Genomic DNA, 16,465 nt, shown 5'->3' with positions numbered 1-16,465 from the left:
AGAGGATATGGCACCGAAGAAGAAGGTGACCGGCCTGATCAAGCTTCAGATCAACGCCGGTGCAGCCAACCCGGCGCCGCCGATCGGCCCCGCGCTCGGTCAGCATGGCGTCAACATCATGGAGTTCTGCAAGGCGTACAACGCCGCGACCGAGTCGCAGCGCGGCAACGTCATCCCCGTCGAGATCACTGTCTACGAGGACCGCAGCTTCACGTTCATCCTGAAGACCCCGCCGGCCGCGGAGCTCATCAAGAAGGCAGCCGGCGTGCCCAAGGGCTCGGCGACGCCTCACACGGTCAAGGTCGCAAAGATCACCAAGGACCAGGTCCGTCAGATCGCTGAGACCAAGCAGGCCGACCTGAACGCGAACGACATCGAGGCTGCCTCGAAGATCATCGCCGGCACCGCCCGTTCCATGGGCATCACGGTCGAGGGCTGAGGAGAATAATCATGGCTACGAAGTCCAAGGCTTACAAGGCTGCCGCCGAGAAGATCGAGGCAGACCGTTTCTACACTCCCACCGAGGCAGTCGCCCTCGCCAAGGAGACCGGCTCGTCGAAGTTCGACTCGACCGTCGAGGTCGCGCTGAAGCTCTCGGTCGACCCCCGCAAGGCAGACCAGATGGTGCGCGGCACCGTCATCCTGCCCCACGGCACCGGTAAGACCGCCCGCGTCATCGTCTTCGCCACCGGCCCCGCGGCCGAGGCAGCGATCGCCGCAGGTGCAGATGAGGTCGGCGGCGCCGAGCTCATCGAGAAGGTCGCCGCAGGCTGGACCGCGTTCGACGCGGCCGTCTCGACCCCGGAGCTCATGGGTCAGGTCGGTCGTCTCGGAAAGGTCCTGGGTCCGCGTGGACTCATGCCGAACCCGAAGACCGGCACCGTGACCCCCAACACGGCCAAGGCCGTCGAGGAGATCAAGGGCGGAAAGATCGAGTTCCGCGTCGACAAGCACGCCAACGTGCACTTCGTCGTCGGCAAGTCCTCGTTCTCCGCTGAGCAGCTCGACGAGAACATCGGCGCAGCGCTCGAGGAGATCGTCCGCCTCAAGCCGTCGAGCTCGAAGGGCCGTTACATCCAGAAGGGCGCCGTGTCGACCACGTTCGGCCCCGGCATCCCGCTGGACGTCAACTCCATCTGAGTGTGATTCCTGAAAGGCCCCCGCAGCACGCGGGGGCCTTTCTGCATCCCCGGACGACATCGAGCGTCATCGGATGTTGGGATGAGAGGCGGATGCCACGTACTGTGGGTGAGTTCCGCGCCACAGCAATCGCGCCTCACACCGCACCCCAGGAGGGTCACATGTCCCGTCGCCTCATCGCCGTCACCGCACTGGTCGTCGCCGCCGCAGCACTCACCGCCTGCAGTGGCAGCACCTCGCCCGCCGAGAGCAGCTCGACCGAAGAGGGCGCGGGCGACGGCTTCGGCCTCGTCAAAGACGGCGTTCTCACGGTCGCCACTGAGGGCACCTACCGTCCGTTCAGCTTCCACGCCGACGGCGGCACGGGCGACCTCACCGGTTTCGACGTCGAGATCATCCAGGCCGTGGCCGAGAAGCTGGATCTCGAGGTCGAGTTCCAGGAGACTCAGTGGGATGCGATCTTCGCCGGCCTCGACGCAGGCCGCTTCGACGTGATCGCGAACCAGGTCAGCATCAACGACGAGCGCGAGGAGAAGTACCTGTTCAGCACTGCGTACACCGTCTCGCCCGGCGTGATCGTCGTCCCCGAGGACGACGACTCGATCTCGTCGTTCGACGACCTCGAAGGCAAGACCACCGCGCAGTCGCTCACGAGCAACTGGTACGAGCTGGCCACCGAATCGGGTGCCACCGTCGAGGGCGTCGAGGGCTGGGCCCAGGCGGTCGAGCTCGTGCGCCAGGGTCGCGTCGACGCGACCGTCAACGACAAGCTGACCTTCCTCGACTACGAGACCACCAACAGCCCCTCCGGGCTGAAGATCGCCGCCGAGACCGACGATGCCGGTGAGCAGGCGTTCGTGTTCACGAAGGACAAGACGTCTCTCGTCGAGGCGATCGACGGGGCCCTCGAAGAGCTCCGCGCCGACGGGACCCTGGCGGAGATCAGCGACAAGTACTTCGGCGAAGACGTCACCCAGTAATCCATGGAGAACCCCTGGCAGCTGTTCCTCGACTCGCTCGGGCCCATCGCCCTGGCAGGGGTGACGGTGACGGTTCCGCTCGCGCTGATCTCGTTCGCCGTGGGTCTGGTGATCGCCGTCGGCGCTGCGCTGATGCGCATCTCGGTGAACCCGATCGTCTCGGGCATCGCCCGGTTCTACATCTCGGTGATCCGCGGGACGCCGATGATCGTGCAGCTGTTCGTGATCTTCTACGGCCTCGGGTCGATCGGACTCAAGATCGACCCCTGGCCGAGCGCGATCATCGCGCTGTCGCTCAACGTGGGCGGCTACGGGGCCGAGGTCGTGCGCGCCGCGATCATCTCGGTGCCGAAGGGCCAGTGGGAGGCCGCCTACACGGTCGGCATGAACCGCACGCGCACGCTGACGCGCATCATCCTGCCGCAGGCCGCCAGGGTGTCGGTGCCGCCGCTGTCGAACACGTTCATCTCGCTCGTGAAGGACACGTCGCTCGCGTCGCTGATCCTGGTGACCGAGCTGTTCAAGGTGGCGCAGCAGATCGCGTCGGCGACCCTGGAGTTCATGGTGCTCTATCTCGCCGCAGCACTGGTCTACTGGGTGCTCTGCCTCGTGCTCTCGTTCGGGCAGAGCGCGCTCGAGAGGAGGCTCGACCGTAATGTCGCCCATTGACCCCACGCCTTCGGTTCAGCCCACGACCGACGCGCTTCTGACCGCGCGCGGTCTGCACAAGCGCTTCGGCGACAACGAGGTGCTCCGCGGCATCGACCTGACGCTGCACCGCGGCGAGGTCGTGGTGCTGATCGGTCCGAGCGGATCGGGCAAGACGACGGTACTGAGGGCGCTCAACGGTCTCGAGACGCCGGACTCCGGCACGATCGTCGTGGCCGGGGGCCCCGACATCGACTTCGCACCGGAAGCGCCGGTGAAGCAGCGCGTGCGCAAGCAGAAGCGTCTGGCGCTGCGGGACCGTTCGGCGATGGTCTTCCAGCACCACAATCTCTTCCCGCATCTCTCGGTGCTCGAGAACGTGATCGAGGGTCCGTGGCGCGTGCAGGGGCGACCCAAGGTCGAGGTGATCGCCGAGGCGCGTGTGCTTCTCGCAAGGGTCGGACTCGCCGACAAGGAGAATGCGCGTCCGCACGAGCTCTCCGGCGGTCAACAGCAGCGGGTGGGCATCGTCCGCGCGCTCGCACTGCGCCCCGACCTGCTGCTGTTCGACGAACCGACCAGCGCGCTCGACCCCGAGCTCGTCGGCGAGGTTCTGCTCGTGATCAAGGAGCTCGCCGATGAGGGCTGGAGCATGGTGGTCGTGACCCATGAGCTGAGCTTCGCGCGCGAGGCGGCTGACCGCGTGTTCTTCATGGACGCGGGCGTCGTCGTCGAAGAGGGCCCGCCCTCCGAGATCTTCGGGGCTCCGCAGCACGAGCGCACTCAGAGATTCCTCACTCGCATCCTGCGTCCGCTCGACGGGGACTGACTCCCCGCCAGGAACGCACTCAGCCGCCGAGCACAGGCAGCACGAGGCTCACGGCGAGCGTGATCATCACGACGGCGATCAGCGCGTCGAGGATGCGCCATGACCGCTCGGTGCGCAGCCAGCGGCCGACGTAGCGGGCGCCGAAGCCGAGAGCCGTGAACCACAGGATGCTGGCGGCCATCGCTCCGGCGGCGAACAGCCACCGCTGCTCGCCGTGGGTGGCGGCGATGGAACCGAGCATCAGCACGGTGTCGAGGTAGACGTGCGGGTTCAGCCACGTGAGCGCGAGCACCGTCGCGATCACAGGCACGAGGGAGGTGCGGGTGGCGGTGCGGGTTGCGGTGGCAGTGTGGCCGGCATCCCGAGCGGAGGCGATGTGCTCCGTGGGGTCGGTGTCCACTCGCAGCTCCTCGCCACCGCGCCACGCACGGCGAGCGGCGATGATGCCGTACGCGAGCAGGAACAGGGCGCCCGCCCATCGGGCCACGACCACGAGCCAGGGGGCGGCGGAGATGACGAAGCCCAGCCCGGCGACGCCTGCGGCGATCAGCAGTGCATCGGAGACGGCGCAGATGATCACCACCGGAAGGACGTGCTCGCGGCGGATGCCCTGGCGCAGCACGAAGACGTTCTGAGCGCCGATGGCGACGATCAGGGAGAGGCCGAGTCCGAGGCCGGCGAAGAGGGAGAGCATGGTTTCACGCTAGACATGGCTGAGCATCAGCACCAGCGAGGATAACTACCGGACCATTAGCATGGCTAATGTGAAGATCGACCCCGAGCTCGCCGCCACCGTGGCCGCCGTCGCGGACGAGGGAACCCTCGACGCGGCGTCTCGAGCACTGCGCGTGACTCCGTCCGCGGTCAGCCAGCGGCTCAAGGCGCTCGAGGAGCAACTGGGGCGCGTGCTCGTCGTGCGCACGAAGCCGGTGCAGCTGACAGAAGCGGGGGAGGCCGTCGTGCGGCTCGCGCGACAGATCGCCCTGCTCGAGCACGACGCACTCGCCGGGTTGGGGCTCGAGGGCGGGGGCGCTTCGCGCACGCGCATCCCGCTCGCGGTCAATGCCGACTCGATGGCGACCTGGTTCCTGTCGCCGCTCGCGCGTCTCTCGGCAGCGTACGACCTCGACTTCGATCTGCACCGGGATGACCAGAACTTCACCGCGCGGCTTCTCGAATCGGGCACGGTGATGGCGGCGGTCACGAGCGAGGCCGAGCCGGTGGCAGGATGCTCGGTCGCACCGCTCGGGGTGCTGGAGTACCACGCGATGGCCGAGCGGCGCTTCGTCGAGCGCTGGTTCAGCGGGGGCGTGAACCCCGAGGCCCTCGCGGCGGCGCCGTTCGTCGACTTCGACCGCCGTGATGCTCTGCAGCATGAGTGGCTCGCGTCCATGGGGGTGCCGCATCAGGGGGTGCCCAGGCACTACGTGCCGGCATCCGCCGACTATGCGCTGGCGGTGCGTCTCGGGCTGGGGTGGGGCATGGTGCCACTCCTGCAGCGCGAAGACGGGCTGGTGCCGCTCGGTGGGCCCCCGCTGCGAGTGCGGCTCTACTGGCAGCAGTGGAACCTGCGCTCGACGCTGCTCGACACGATCGCCGCCGAGGTCGCGAGCGAAGCGCGGCGCGTTCTCGCGAGGTGACGGCGACCTGGGAGAGAGGTCGGCGTCGAGGGTATCGACGTACCTCATCCGCTCGACAGGTTCTCAAGACACCTGGACGTTTACTGCTCCGATAACGCAGGAAGTGTTCAATCGTGATCCGTATGCCCTTGATTTGCGAGCAGTCGTGGACAAAACTGACCCGAACGAACTGAACACGTGGATGCAGGCCACTGAGGGGCGGCCATTCCCAGGCATCCGCGCGTCGGAATTCCTGAGGGGGAATGTGCAATGTCAACGAAGGACACGCAACGCAAGGTTCTCGCAGTGCTCGCTGGAGGGCTCGTGCTCGGCGTCGGGATCGGGGTGACCCTCGCGGCGTGGAACGACTCGGAGTTCGCGACCGGCACCTTCACCGCCGGATCGTTCAACCTCGAAGGCTCCACGACCAGCGCGACCACCGGATACGACGACCACAACGTCGACAACGGCGACACCGCGGCATCGCTCGTGTTCCAGCTGCCGGCCGTCGCCTCGTCGATGTCGCCCGGCGACGTCGTGTACGCGCCGTTCTGGGTGCGCCTCGACGCCACGACCACCAACTCCGCCACGCTGCTCCCCGCGGGGATCACCGCGGGCACGGGCGGCAATGAGGCGAACCTGTCGTACGCGGTCACGGCGATCGCCGCCGGCGACACGTGCGGTGCCGCAGCGACCGGAACCGTCGTCGCGAGTGGCGCGACGCTCAGCGAGCAGACCGGTGCCACCTCGGTGCCGCTCGCCGAGGGCGCTCCGGCCGGAACGGCAGGAACACCCGTGCAGCTGTGCTTCGCGGTGACCGCCGGCGCAGGGCTCACCCAGGGCGCTGCCGCGACCGCGACGTGGGAGTTCACCGCCACCTCGACCGCGGACTGATCATGGCCGACACCCGCAGAGGCATGCGGGAGGGGAAGCGACTGCGCTCCCGTCGGATACGCGCTCTGCTCGCGGGCGGGCTGGTGTTCGGCGTCGGCGCGACGATGACGCTCGCCGCATGGAACGACTCGGAGTACGGCAACGCGACCTTCACCGCCGGACGGTTCGACATCGTCGGGGCGACGGATGGAGCGACGTTCTCGAGCCATCCCGTCGGCACCCCGGCGGCCCTGTCCTTCAGCGCGCCCTTCAGCGCCATGGCGCCCGGCAACACGGTGTACGCACTGTTCAGTGTGCGCACGGCGAACCCGTCGGTCGCGGGAACGCTGCAGCTGAGCGTGACGTCCACGGCGGGTACCGGACTCGGGACCTACCTCCGCTACGGCGTCCGCTCGATCGCCGGGACGACGTGCAACGGCACCACCTACTCGGCGGGAACCGCCGTCGTGCCCGACAACTCGACGATGGCGACAGGGGGGACCGGCACCCAGGCCGTCGCGGCGAACGGAGGCACGACCGTCAATTACTGCATCGCTGTCACGCTCCCCGCGGCGACCGACAACGGTGCGCAGGGTCTGACCGCGATCCAGACCTGGCAGGTGGCAGGCACGTCGTCATGACGGCGGCGAGCGGCAGCACGAGAGAAGCGGAAGGGACGTCGATGAGCACACCGACGAGGCGGAGCCTGCGCGAGCAGGCGGCGTCCGTCGACGAGCCTGCGGGTCTGCCCTCCGGTCAGGTGCCGTCAGGCTCGACGCGAGGGGCACGGCGCGGCGTCGGTCGGGTGCTCGCCGACATCCTGCTGTGGGTCGCGGCGATCGCCGGCGTCGTCTGCATGGTTCTGGTCGTGCTCGCCCTCACAGTGAACATCACTCTCATCATGTTCCGCACCGGATCCATGTCCCCGACGATCACGGCCGGATCCGTCGCGGTGGTGCAGGAGGTCGCGGCATCCGAGATCGAGGTCGGAGACGTGGTCACGGTCGACAGGGTGGGCGACCTTCCGGTCACCCACCGCGTCACCTCCATCTCGCCGGGGGCGAGCGACGCCGAGCGGGTGATCACGATGCGCGGAGACGCCAACGCCGGCGACGATCCGTACCCGTACACGGTGCAGACGGTGCGGGTCGTGCTGTTCTCGGTGCCGGGTATCGCGTCGGCGATCGTCGCGATGGGCAACCCCTACGTGCTCGGTGGGCTCACGATCGCGGCGACGACGCTCGTCGTGTGGGCATTCTGGCCCCGCTCGTCGACTGCACGGCGCCGAAGCGCCCCAGAGGAGCCGGGCTGATGATGTGGGGGAGCGGAAGACCGGTGGTCGTCGCGGTCCTCGCCGTCGGCCTCGTCGTCGCGGCGACTCCCGCCTGGGCCGCCCCCTCGACCCAGGTCGTTCAGGGAGACGTGCTCCGTCTCGTCTCCGTCGCCGACTGGGATGCCGCGTCGAGCCTGCTGCCGGGCCAGCCCGTGCAGTGGGATGTCACTGTCAGCGCCGAGGCTCCCGATCCGGGAACGGTGACAGTGGGCATCAGTGCGAGCGGCGACGCGGCCCTCGTCGTCGACGCTCTCGAATGCGCGGAACCGTGGGAGGCGACCGGATGCGCGGGGGGAGCGGTGTCGCTGAAGACCGGCTGGGCCATACCGCGTGACGGCATCGAGGTGCAGCTCCTCGAGACCGCAGACACCGAGGTCACCCACCTGAGGTTCGTCATCGCGCTCGCCGGGGAGGAGCTCGGCAGCACGCAGGTGCGGGTGCACGCGCGAGGCGCGGGAGAGTCCGCGGTGATCGGGCCCGACGGCGGCGGACTCGCGACCACCGGCATGCCGCCGACCGCACCCTGCTTCGTCGCCGGGGGCGTCATCCTGGTCGGGGCGGGGGTCGCATCGATCGCCATGCACCGCCGGCGGCTGCACGCTCGCGCGGGGTTCGCTCGCGAGGACGAGTCATGAGCGTGCGGCGGCGACACCGCATGCTCGCCGGCGTCGCCGGGGTGGCGCTCCTCGTCGGCGTCGGGATCGCGCCGGTCGCCCAGGTCACGGATGCCGCGTTCACCGACTCCGAATACGGCCGTGCGACGATCACGGCATTCCGTGTTCCCGCGCCCACAGTCATCGCCTGCGCGGTCACGAACAACGGCCTCGGAATCTTCCAGAGCGTCAGGATCGACTGGACCTCGCCCTATCCCGCGACCGGCGTCCGACTCACACTCACGCAGGGTGCGACGACAGCGACGGTGCCCGCCGCCAACATCTCGACGTCAGGGCCCGCCGGCGGCCTCTACACGCATACGGCAGTGCTCACCCAGGCCCTGCTCACGAGCCTCATCTCGAACCTGCTCGGCAGCACGACGACGTTGACGGCCACGAACCTTCTGGTGGGCACGACGTGGGTGTCGGCCGGAGCATCCCGCCAGCTCTCCATCGCGCTGCTCGGGCTCAACGCCTCGTGCACCTGAGTGCAGGCAGGGTGGGAGTGCTCAGTCGGCGAGAGCGAGCGCGCGGAAGGCATCGCGCTCACGGAGGTGCTCCCGGCGGCTGGCCGCTGCGGCGGCCGTGGCCTCCGCGATCCGCGCCGGCACCTGCAGGCCGGTGGTGCGGCGATACAGCTCGTCGATGAGGTCGGTCGCGAGGCCCACGAGCTTGGCGATCTCACGGTCGTCCCGATCGATCCAGACACAGCGCGGCTCGTCGTGGATGGGGGCGAAGTCGACGTGCTCCTCCCAGACGAACAGTGTGCGCTCGGCGCCCAGCACGTGCTGCTGCCACCACACCTGGCGGAGGTAGGTGCGGGGGATGCCGCGGAACGCCTTGTTCGTGGTCTTGATCTCGGCGAGCTCGACACGTCCGTCCGCATCGACGGCGATGCCGTCGGGAGTCGCGAGGTGGCGGTGCTCGACCTCGGCGCGGAACAGTGCGGATGAGGGAAGGATGCCGTGCGTCGCCGCGACCCACGCGGCGATCTCGGGCTCGCGCCGGCGGCCGTGGTCTGTGTACGCGTTGCCGCCGAAGCGGGGTCCGCCACCGAGCTTCGAGTCGGCCGCTCGGATGATCGACCGCTCGCTGGTGAGTCCTGCCACATCCGTCGCGGTGATCCCGCGTGAGCGGGCCCGCATCCAGGCGACGCGGTCGCGGGAGTCCGCGACGATGCGAGCGTGGAGTTCGGGGGTCACCCATCGAGCGTAACCCCGGTCGGGGACTCTCGTTCCCCGTACACGCCGCTCGCCGGCATCCCTCGTGCGTGCGGCTCGCTCTCAGTCGAGTGCCGGCCAGCCCTCGGGGCCGAGCGAGCCTGCGACGTAGTCCTCGAGAGGAACGTCGTCGCGCCCCCACGCGTCGAGGATCGGCGCCACGATCCGCCACGACTGCTCCGCGGCATCGCCGCGCACGGACAGCATCGGGTCGCCGTCGAGGACGCCGGACAGCACCTCGGCATAGGCCTTGAGCGCCCCCTCGCCGAGCTCTGCCGACAGGGCCGCCCGTTCCAGCTCGAACGGATCCTCCGACGCGTTGAGGTTCAGTTCGAGCGACATCCGGTCGGGCCCCAGGGAGAAGCGCAGCACGGCGCCGGCCGATGAGCCAGTGAGTCCGCGCGGAACGTGGCGGACCGAGCGGAACCGCACGACGATCTCCCTGGCCGGTGTCCCGAGAGCCTTGCCGGAGCGGAGCCGGAACGGAATCCCGGCCCAACGGCTGTTGCGCACCTCGAACGTCGCTTCGGCGAGGGTCTCGGTCCGGCGCGCGGGGTCGACCCCCGGTTCGTCGATGTAGGACGGCTTCTCGATGCCGTCGACCGTGCCGGCCGTGTAGCGCGCTCGGCGCGACGACCCGGCCGGGTCGTCACCCCATACCGAGGTCGCGCGGAGCACGGCACCTGTGGCCGCGCGGAAGTCGACCTCGTCGAGTGTCGCCGGCTCCTCCATCGCCAGCACGGCGAGCACCTGGAGCAGGTGGCTCTGGATCATGTCGACCAGTGCGCCGGCTGCGTCGTAGTATCCGGCACGTCCCTCCAGCGCGAGCGATTCGTCGTAGACGATGTCGACCGACTCGATGCTCTCCGCCGACCACAGGGGCTCGAGGATGCGGTTGGCGAAGCGCGCGCCGAGAAGATTGAGGGTGGTCGAGCGGCCGAGGAAGTGGTCGACCCGGAACACCTGGCTTTCCGGGACGAGTGCCGTGAGCGTCCGGTTCAATGCTCGCGCGCTCTCCTCATCGGTGCCGAACGGCTTCTCCATGACGAGCATCGCTCCGTCCGGCAGCATCTCGGGGGTGAGCGCCTCGATGGATGCCGCGGCCACCGACGGCGGCACGGCGAAGTAGATCGCGACCTGCCCCGTGCAGTCCTTCAGCAGTGCGCGCAGATCGTCCGGCCGGGTGATGTCGGTGCGCACGTACGTCACGTCGACGTGCGACGCGGCCTTCTCCGCATCCATCGATGCGAACGACGAGCGGACCACGGACTCGAGATCAGCGTCGGTCCATTCCTCGCGGTCGGCGCCGACGATGCGCACCGCACGGGAGGGCTCCCGAGTCAGCAGCTGTCCCAGCGCGGGAAGGAGGAGCCGGGAGGTGAGATCGCCACCGGCTCCGAGGATCACGAGCGTCGTCGCATCGGCCATGGTCCCACCGTAACCCGTCCACCCTGCGGGCAGTCGTGTCAGAATCGGTCGATGCCCGCTCCCATCGAGGACTACGCCCTGCTCAGCGACTGCCGCACCGGCGCGCTCGTCTCGAAGGAGGGCAGCATCGACTGGCTCTGCCTTCCTCGCTTCGATGCGCCGTCGCTCTTCGGAGCGCTGCTCGGAGAAGCGAGCAACGGATGCTGGAGCCTGCGGCCGCTCGATACCACCGCGACCTCGCAGCGCCACTACGTGTCGGACACGTTCATCCTCGTCACCCGATGGGAGACCGCCGATGGCGTGGCGGAGGTGCATGAGTTCATGCCGCTGCAGCCCGCGCGCAGCGATGTCGTGCGCCGGATCGTCGGAATCTCGGGTCAGGTCGAGTTCGTCACCGAGCTGCGGCTGCACTTCGACTACTCCCGCAGGCTCCCCTGGGTGCGGCAGGTGGGTACGAGAGAGGAACCTGCGCTGCGCGCGACGGCCGGACCCGAGGCGGTGATCGTGCGGGGAGTGCGGCTCGTCGCGGAGGACCACCGCCACAGGGCGGGGTTCACCGTCGCGGCAGACGAGGTCCGTGATCTGACCCTCAGCTGGTTCCCCTCGCACGAGCATGCACCGGCCGCGCTCGACGTCGACGACGCGATCGCCGCCACGCGATCCTGGTGGCAGGGGTGGGCGAGCGGGATCCAGCACGACGGCGAGTACCGCGGCGAGGTCGTGCGGTCGCTGCTCGTGCTGCGGGCTCTCACGAACAAGGACACCGGCGGAATCGTGGCCGCCGCCACGACCTCGCTCCCCGAGGAGTTCGGCGGCTCGCGCAACTGGGACTACCGCTTCGTCTGGCTGCGGGATGCCGCGTTGACGCTCGAGGCGCTCATCGCGCACGGGTTCCTCACCGAGGCCCACCACTGGCGTCGATGGCTGCTCCGAGCCGTCGCCGGTGAGCCGAACGAGGTGCAGATCATGTACGGGATCGCGGGGGAGCGAGACCTCATCGAGCGCGAGCTCACGAGCCTCCCCGGTTACGCAGGCGCGGCGCCGGTGCGGATCGGCAACGGCGCGGTCGACCAGTATCAGGGAGACGTGATCGGCGAGGTGCTGGTCGCGCTGGAGTCCGCACGGATCGCCGGCCTCGAAGAGGGCGACTTCTCGTGGCCCCTGCAGCGGGCGCTCATCGAGCAGGTGATCGCCTCGATCGACCGGCCGGACAACGGCATCTGGGAGATCCGGGGCGAGCCGCAGTGGTTCACCCACTCCCGGGTCATGATGTGGGCAGCTCTCGACCGCGGCGTACGCGCCGTGCGGGAGCACGGCCTCCCAGGAGACGCGGACCGGTGGTCGGTGGTCCGCGACGGGCTGCGGCGCGAGATCGACGAGCGAGGGGTGGATGCCGATCAGGGGTACTTCGTCCAGCACTACGGCTCGACCGAGGTCGACGCCTCGCTGCTCGTGCTGCCGCAGGTCGGGTACTGTGCCCCCGACGACCCCCGGATGCTGCAGACGGTGGAGCAGATCGAGCGCACCCTGTTCACCGGCGGATTCCTCCGGCGCTACCGCACGGAGTCGGGTGTCGACGGACTCGACGGGGGAGAGCACCCCTTCATCGCCTGCAGCTTCTGGCTGGTCGAGCAGTACGCGACGAGCGGCCGTGTCGACGAGGCCCGGGACCTGATGGCGCGGTTGATCGAGATGGCGAACGATCTCGGTCTGCTGTCGGAGGAATACGACGTGGCGAACACGCGGCAGGCGGGCAACACCCCGCAGGCGCTCTCGCATCTGAGTCTTATCCGCGCGGCCGACGCGCTCGGGGGGCATGGGGGCCGCGCGGCGCACAGGCGGTGATCCCGCCTGATTTGGGCAGACCGGACGCGGTGGGGTACAGTGGGATCAACCGAAGACCGCTGGTCATCGTCATGCGCGCAAGCGCAGGAGGATTGAAGCTCTGCTCAGCAGGGGCCCGCGCAGGACACGAACTTTCCAAAGCTCCGTGCGCTTGCGCCGGAGCTTTTCTGTTGCCAGGGGTCGGACCCGGTGCCTCACCGCCGTGAGGCACCTCGTACACACCAAGGAGTGACCATGGCGCAGAAGGATGCATCGGTCGCCGAGCTCACGAAGTCATTCGAGAACTCGACTGCCGTTCTGCTGACCGAGTACCGCGGTCTGACGGTTGCCCAGCTCAAGGAGCTGCGCAACAGCATCCGTCAGGACGCTGAGTACGCCGTGGTGAAGAACACGCTGACCAAGATCGCCGCCAACAAGGCTGGCATCACCGCGCTGGACGACGACCTCAAGGGTCCGTCGGCCGTCGCGTTCGTGCACGGTGACTTCGTCGCCACTGCCAAGGCTCTTCGTGACTTCGCCAAGGCCAACCCGCTTCTCGTGATCAAGTCGGGCATCTTCGAGGGCAACGCCCTCTCTGCCGACGAGGTCAACAAGTACGCCGCGCTCGAGAGCCGTGAGGTTCTGCTGGCGAAGGCTGCGGGCATGATGAAGGCCACGATGGGCAAGGCTGCCGCCACCATCGATGCTCTTCGCGAAAAGCTGGAGACCGCCGAGGCCGCGTAAGCGACCTGACGTTCTCGTTCAACAAAACCCATCTATCTAGGAGATACATCATGGCTAAGCTCACCACTGAGGAGCTGCTCGAGCAGTTCGCAGGCCTGACCCTCATCGAGCTCAACGACTTCGTCAAGGCGTTCGAGGAGAAGTTCGAGGTCACCGCTGCTGCCCCCGTCGCCGTCGCAGGTGCCGCTGGTGCTGGCGCAGGTGCCGAGGCTGAGGAAGAGAAGGACTCCTTCGACGTCATCCTCGAGGCTGCTGGCGACAAGAAGATCCAGGTCATCAAGACCGTCCGCGAGCTCACCTCGCTGGGTCTCGGCGAGGCCAAGGCTGTTGTCGACGGTGCTCCCAAGGCCGTGCTCGAGGGCGCGAACAAGGAAGCAGCCGAGAAGGCCAAGGCTGCCCTCGAAGAGGCAGGCGCCACGGTTACCCTCAAGTAATCCGTTTCAGGTCGCGGCCTCGCGCCTCGCCCTGGATGCGTCTGAACGCTTCACGAAAGCCCCGGGTTCGCCCGGGGTTTTCGTGCATCCGGGCGCCGATGCGGTTGATGACGCTCAGCGTCGGCCGGCGGTGGAGCTGCGCACGACCAGAGTGGACGCCGTGACGGTGCGCTCCCGCGGGGAGTCCGGGTGGTCGATCTGCTGCTGCAGCAGCCGCACCGCCTCGTGACCCTGTTCGCGCGGGGACTGCTTGATGGTGGTCAGCGCGAACATCTCGGCGTGCTGGTGGTCGTCGACGCCGACGATGCTCAGCTCGGTGGGCACCGCGATGCCCAGCCGCCGCGCGGCGATCATCGCTCCGATCGCGGCCTCGTCGCAGACGCCGATGATCGCGGTGGGGCGGCCCCGGCGGTCGCCGAGCAGCTCGACAGCAGCGGCATAGCCGCCCGGCATCGTCGGGGGAGAGTCCGCGATCCGCGCGACCGCCTCGAGTCCCGCCGCGGCCAGCGCCTCGAGGTATCCCTCGACGCGCTGGGCGTCGCCGAAGCTGAGGTCGTCAGGGTCGGCGGACCCGCCGACGAAGGCGATGTCGGTGTGACCCAGTTCGATCAGGTGCTCGGTGGCGATGCGCGCGGCGGCGACGTCGTCGATCGACACGGCACTCGAGCCTTCGCTGTAGGGACCGACGCTGACGAGCGGGCGCTCCGAGCGGTGCAGCCGCTCGAGCTCCTGCGCGCTCGGCTGAATGCCGACCGCGATGATCCCGTCGAAGCGTCGACCGGGGAGCACGGCGTCGAACAGTCGCTCACGCGTCTCGGTCCCCTCGCGGATCCCGTACAGGGCGAGCTCGTAGTCGAGGGCGAACAGCGATTCCTGGATGCCGGCGAGCAGCTCCGAGAAGAACCAGCGGTCGACGGGGGGCATGATCACCCCGACGGTCTGGGTGCGTCCGGTCGCGAGGCTGGTGGCGGAGGAATGAGCGACATAGGCCAGCTCATCGGCGGCATCCGCCACTCTCTTGCGGGTGTCTTCTGAGACGTATCCGCGGCCGCTGAGCGCCCGACTCGCCGTCGCCTTGGACACGCCGGCACGCGCCGCGACGTCCGCGATCGTGCTCATCGGTCCTCCTCGACCATGCGTGTGACGCCTCAGCCCCTCCTGCGCGCCGATGTCAGCGTAGCCCGTGTCCGGGCTGAAAGGAACCGGTTCCACACGAATCGTGAGGGAGCGCTCCCATGCATCGTGCGTGAACCGTCGGAAAGGTTGCCGTGTTGTGATCCTGGCTTATTGTGCCGCGGTATCGGACCCCGATAGGTTGTCCTGGAATCGGTTCCCGATTCTGCGCCCAGGGGCGGCGCAGAACACGGCGGGAGCCGTGAAACTCGAAGAGGAGAATTCACATGGGTCTGTCACAGCGTTCGCGGCGTTACGCGCCGATCGCCCTGCTGGGAGTCGCGGGCATCGCGCTCGCCGGTTGTGGTGCTCCCGGCGGCACGGACGGCGGAAGCGAAGGCGGCGGCGAGGGAGACAACACCGTCACCATCTACGGCACGATCGTCGAGGGAGAGGCCGAACTCCTGGCGGAGTCCTGGGCGGACTTCGAAGAAGAGAACGACATCACCATCAAGTACGAGGGCAGCCAGGACTTCGAGACTCAGCTCGGCACCCGCGCACAGGGCGGCAACCCGCCTGACATCGCGATCTTCCCGCAGCCGGGTCTGTTCGCGGACTACGCCTCGCGCGACCTGCTGAAGCCGGCTCCTGAGGCGGTCAAGGCGAACGCCGAGGAGTACTGGACTCAGGGGTGGGTCGACTTCGGCACGTACGACGGCACCTTCTACGGCGCGCCGCTGATGGCCAGCGTCAAGGGCTGGATCTGGTACTCGCCGACGAAGTTCGCCGAGTGGGGCGTCGAGGAACCGACGACCTGGGACGAGCTTCTGGCCCTCACCGAGACCATCAAGACCGCGAGTGGCAAGGCTCCCTGGTGTGCCGGCTTCGAATCGGGCGTCGCGACCGGCTGGCCCGGGACCGACTGGATCGAGGACCTCGTGCTCCGCAACGCGGGCCCCGAGGTGTACGACCAGTGGGTCAAGAACGAGATCCCGTTCACCGACCCCCAGATCAAGGAGGCGTTCGACGCGACCGGTGAGATTCTGCTCAACCCGGAGTACGTCAACGCCGGCTTCGGCGACGTGCGCTCCATCAACTCGACCGCATTCGGTGATGTGGCGGCGCAGGTCGCCAGCGGCGAGTGCGCGCTGACCCACCAGGCCTCGTTCCTCTCGGGCTTCTACCCTGAGGGCACGAACTTCGCCGAAGACGGAGACGTCTGGGCGTTCCTGACGCCGAGCACGAACGCAGACGAGACGCTCATCACCGGTGGTGGCGAGATCGTCGGCGCGTTCAGCGACGACGAGGCGACGCAGAAGGTGCTCGAGTACCTGTCGAGCCCCGAGTGGGCGGACAGCCGCCTCGCTCTCGGTGGAGTGACGTCGGCCAACAAGGGCGTGAACCTCGATGTGGTCGAGGACCCCATCCTGCAGGAGTCGATCAAGCTGCTCCAGGACGACTCGATCACGTTCCGCTTCGACGGTTCTGACCAGATGCCCGGTGCTGTCGGCTCGGGAACCTTCTGGAAGGGCATCGTCGCATGGGTGAACGGCACCTCGACCGATGAGGTCCTGACCCAGATCGAGACCGGCTGGCCTTCCAGCTGATCGGATGAGGTGGGCCGCCC

General features: G+C 68.3%; 19 protein-coding genes. 15 read left to right on the top strand and 4 right to left on the bottom strand.

All coding sequences use genetic code 11. From position 1 onward, the window contains the following. The first annotated feature begins 7 nt into the window (after positions 1–7). The 5 genes from rplK to ASF63_RS11870 all read left to right on the top strand — a co-directional run bounded on the left by rplK (position 8) and on the right by ASF63_RS11870 (position 3,597). Positions 8–439: a 50S ribosomal protein L11 gene (gene rplK, locus ASF63_RS11890; protein ID WP_056312763.1), complete on the top strand. Its 432-nt coding sequence runs from the start codon at positions 8–10 to the stop codon at positions 437–439. Positions 440–450: 11 nt separating this feature from the next. Then, complete coding sequence (gene rplA / locus ASF63_RS11885) at positions 451–1,140, top strand: 50S ribosomal protein L1 (protein ID WP_056514047.1); 690 nt, start codon at positions 451–453, stop codon at positions 1,138–1,140. Between the two features lie 161 nt (positions 1,141–1,301). After that, on the top strand, positions 1,302–2,120 hold the full coding sequence (locus ASF63_RS11880) for an amino acid ABC transporter substrate-binding protein (protein ID WP_056514045.1): 819 nt from the start codon (positions 1,302–1,304) through the stop codon (positions 2,118–2,120). 3 nt (positions 2,121–2,123) lie between these two features. After that, positions 2,124–2,789: an amino acid ABC transporter permease gene (locus ASF63_RS11875; protein ID WP_056312758.1), complete on the top strand. Its 666-nt coding sequence runs from the start codon at positions 2,124–2,126 to the stop codon at positions 2,787–2,789. Continuing rightward, positions 2,776–3,597, top strand: a complete 822-nt coding sequence (locus ASF63_RS11870; protein WP_056514042.1) for an amino acid ABC transporter ATP-binding protein — start codon at positions 2,776–2,778, stop codon at positions 3,595–3,597. Before ASF63_RS11875 ends, ASF63_RS11870 begins: the two co-directional genes overlap by 14 nt. Before the next feature lie 19 nt (positions 3,598–3,616). On the opposite strand, the gene lysE is transcribed toward ASF63_RS11870, so the two are convergent. Beyond that, a complete protein-coding gene (gene lysE / locus ASF63_RS11865) occupies positions 3,617–4,291 on the bottom strand; it encodes an L-lysine exporter (RefSeq protein ID WP_056514034.1) in 675 nt (224 codons plus the stop codon). A 70-nt stretch (positions 4,292–4,361) separates the two neighbouring features. On the opposite strand from lysE, the gene ASF63_RS11860 reads away from it, so the two are divergent. The 6 genes from ASF63_RS11860 to ASF63_RS11835 all read left to right on the top strand — a co-directional run bounded on the left by ASF63_RS11860 (position 4,362) and on the right by ASF63_RS11835 (position 8,563). Further along, a complete protein-coding gene (locus ASF63_RS11860; protein WP_200934022.1) occupies positions 4,362–5,237 on the top strand; it encodes a LysR family transcriptional regulator ArgP in 876 nt (291 codons plus the stop codon). Between the two features lie 249 nt (positions 5,238–5,486). Next, entirely contained in the window at positions 5,487–6,110 is a 624-nt protein-coding gene (locus ASF63_RS11855) for a SipW-dependent-type signal peptide-containing protein (RefSeq protein WP_056514028.1), read from the top strand. A gap of 2 nt (positions 6,111–6,112) precedes the next feature. Continuing rightward, positions 6,113–6,730: a SipW-dependent-type signal peptide-containing protein gene (locus tag ASF63_RS11850; RefSeq protein ID WP_056514026.1), complete on the top strand. Its 618-nt coding sequence runs from the start codon at positions 6,113–6,115 to the stop codon at positions 6,728–6,730. Between the two features lie 41 nt (positions 6,731–6,771). Further along, positions 6,772–7,401, top strand: a complete 630-nt coding sequence (locus tag ASF63_RS11845) for a signal peptidase I (protein ID WP_056514024.1) — start codon at positions 6,772–6,774, stop codon at positions 7,399–7,401. Next, positions 7,401–8,057 carry a hypothetical protein gene (locus ASF63_RS11840; RefSeq protein ID WP_157534319.1) on the top strand — a complete coding sequence of 219 codons (657 nt, stop codon included), beginning with the start codon at positions 7,401–7,403 and terminating at the stop codon, positions 8,055–8,057. The genes ASF63_RS11845 and ASF63_RS11840 overlap by 1 nt, the downstream gene beginning before the upstream one ends. Next, a complete protein-coding gene (locus tag ASF63_RS11835; RefSeq protein ID WP_157534318.1) occupies positions 8,054–8,563 on the top strand; it encodes a hypothetical protein in 510 nt (169 codons plus the stop codon). The genes ASF63_RS11840 and ASF63_RS11835 overlap by 4 nt, the downstream gene beginning before the upstream one ends. Positions 8,564–8,584: 21 nt before the next feature. Here ASF63_RS11835 and ASF63_RS11830 read toward each other — a convergent pair whose 3' ends face one another. Both ASF63_RS11830 and ASF63_RS11825 read right to left on the bottom strand, forming a co-directional pair. Further along, on the bottom strand, positions 8,585–9,277 hold the full coding sequence (locus tag ASF63_RS11830) for a YqaJ viral recombinase family protein (protein WP_056514019.1): 693 nt from the start codon (positions 9,275–9,277) through the stop codon (positions 8,585–8,587). Between the two features lie 81 nt (positions 9,278–9,358). Further along, positions 9,359–10,723 carry a glucose-6-phosphate dehydrogenase gene (locus tag ASF63_RS11825; RefSeq protein WP_056514018.1) on the bottom strand — a complete coding sequence of 455 codons (1,365 nt, stop codon included), beginning with the start codon at positions 10,721–10,723 and terminating at the stop codon, positions 9,359–9,361. Between the two features lie 51 nt (positions 10,724–10,774). Between ASF63_RS11825 and ASF63_RS11820 the strand changes: the two genes are divergently transcribed. The 3 genes from ASF63_RS11820 (at position 10,775) to rplL (ending at position 13,725) form a co-directional block, all read left to right on the top strand. Beyond that, the gene (locus ASF63_RS11820; RefSeq protein WP_056514016.1) at positions 10,775–12,568 is read left to right on the top strand and encodes a glycoside hydrolase family 15 protein; all 1,794 of its coding nucleotides are present in this window, start codon (positions 10,775–10,777) and stop codon (positions 12,566–12,568) included. 234 nt (positions 12,569–12,802) lie between these two features. After that, the gene (rplJ, locus tag ASF63_RS11815) at positions 12,803–13,291 is read left to right on the top strand and encodes a 50S ribosomal protein L10 (RefSeq protein ID WP_053097428.1); all 489 of its coding nucleotides are present in this window, start codon (positions 12,803–12,805) and stop codon (positions 13,289–13,291) included. A 50-nt stretch (positions 13,292–13,341) separates the two neighbouring features. Further along, on the top strand, positions 13,342–13,725 hold the full coding sequence (gene rplL, locus ASF63_RS11810) for a 50S ribosomal protein L7/L12 (protein ID WP_056514013.1): 384 nt from the start codon (positions 13,342–13,344) through the stop codon (positions 13,723–13,725). A 114-nt stretch (positions 13,726–13,839) separates the two neighbouring features. On the opposite strand, the gene ASF63_RS11805 is transcribed toward rplL, so the two are convergent. Next, positions 13,840–14,844 carry a LacI family DNA-binding transcriptional regulator gene (locus ASF63_RS11805; protein WP_056514011.1) on the bottom strand — a complete coding sequence of 335 codons (1,005 nt, stop codon included), beginning with the start codon at positions 14,842–14,844 and terminating at the stop codon, positions 13,840–13,842. Between the two features lie 281 nt (positions 14,845–15,125). Between ASF63_RS11805 and ASF63_RS11800 the strand changes: the two genes are divergently transcribed. After that, on the top strand, positions 15,126–16,445 hold the full coding sequence (locus tag ASF63_RS11800; RefSeq protein WP_056513998.1) for an ABC transporter substrate-binding protein: 1,320 nt from the start codon (positions 15,126–15,128) through the stop codon (positions 16,443–16,445). Positions 16,446–16,465 lie beyond the last annotated feature (20 nt).

The sequence above is a fragment of the Microbacterium sp. Leaf320 genome, from assembly GCF_001423485.1.
GTDB lineage: Bacteria > Actinomycetota > Actinomycetes > Actinomycetales > Microbacteriaceae > Microbacterium.
This window is presented reverse-complemented; position numbering and strand designations above follow the sequence as displayed.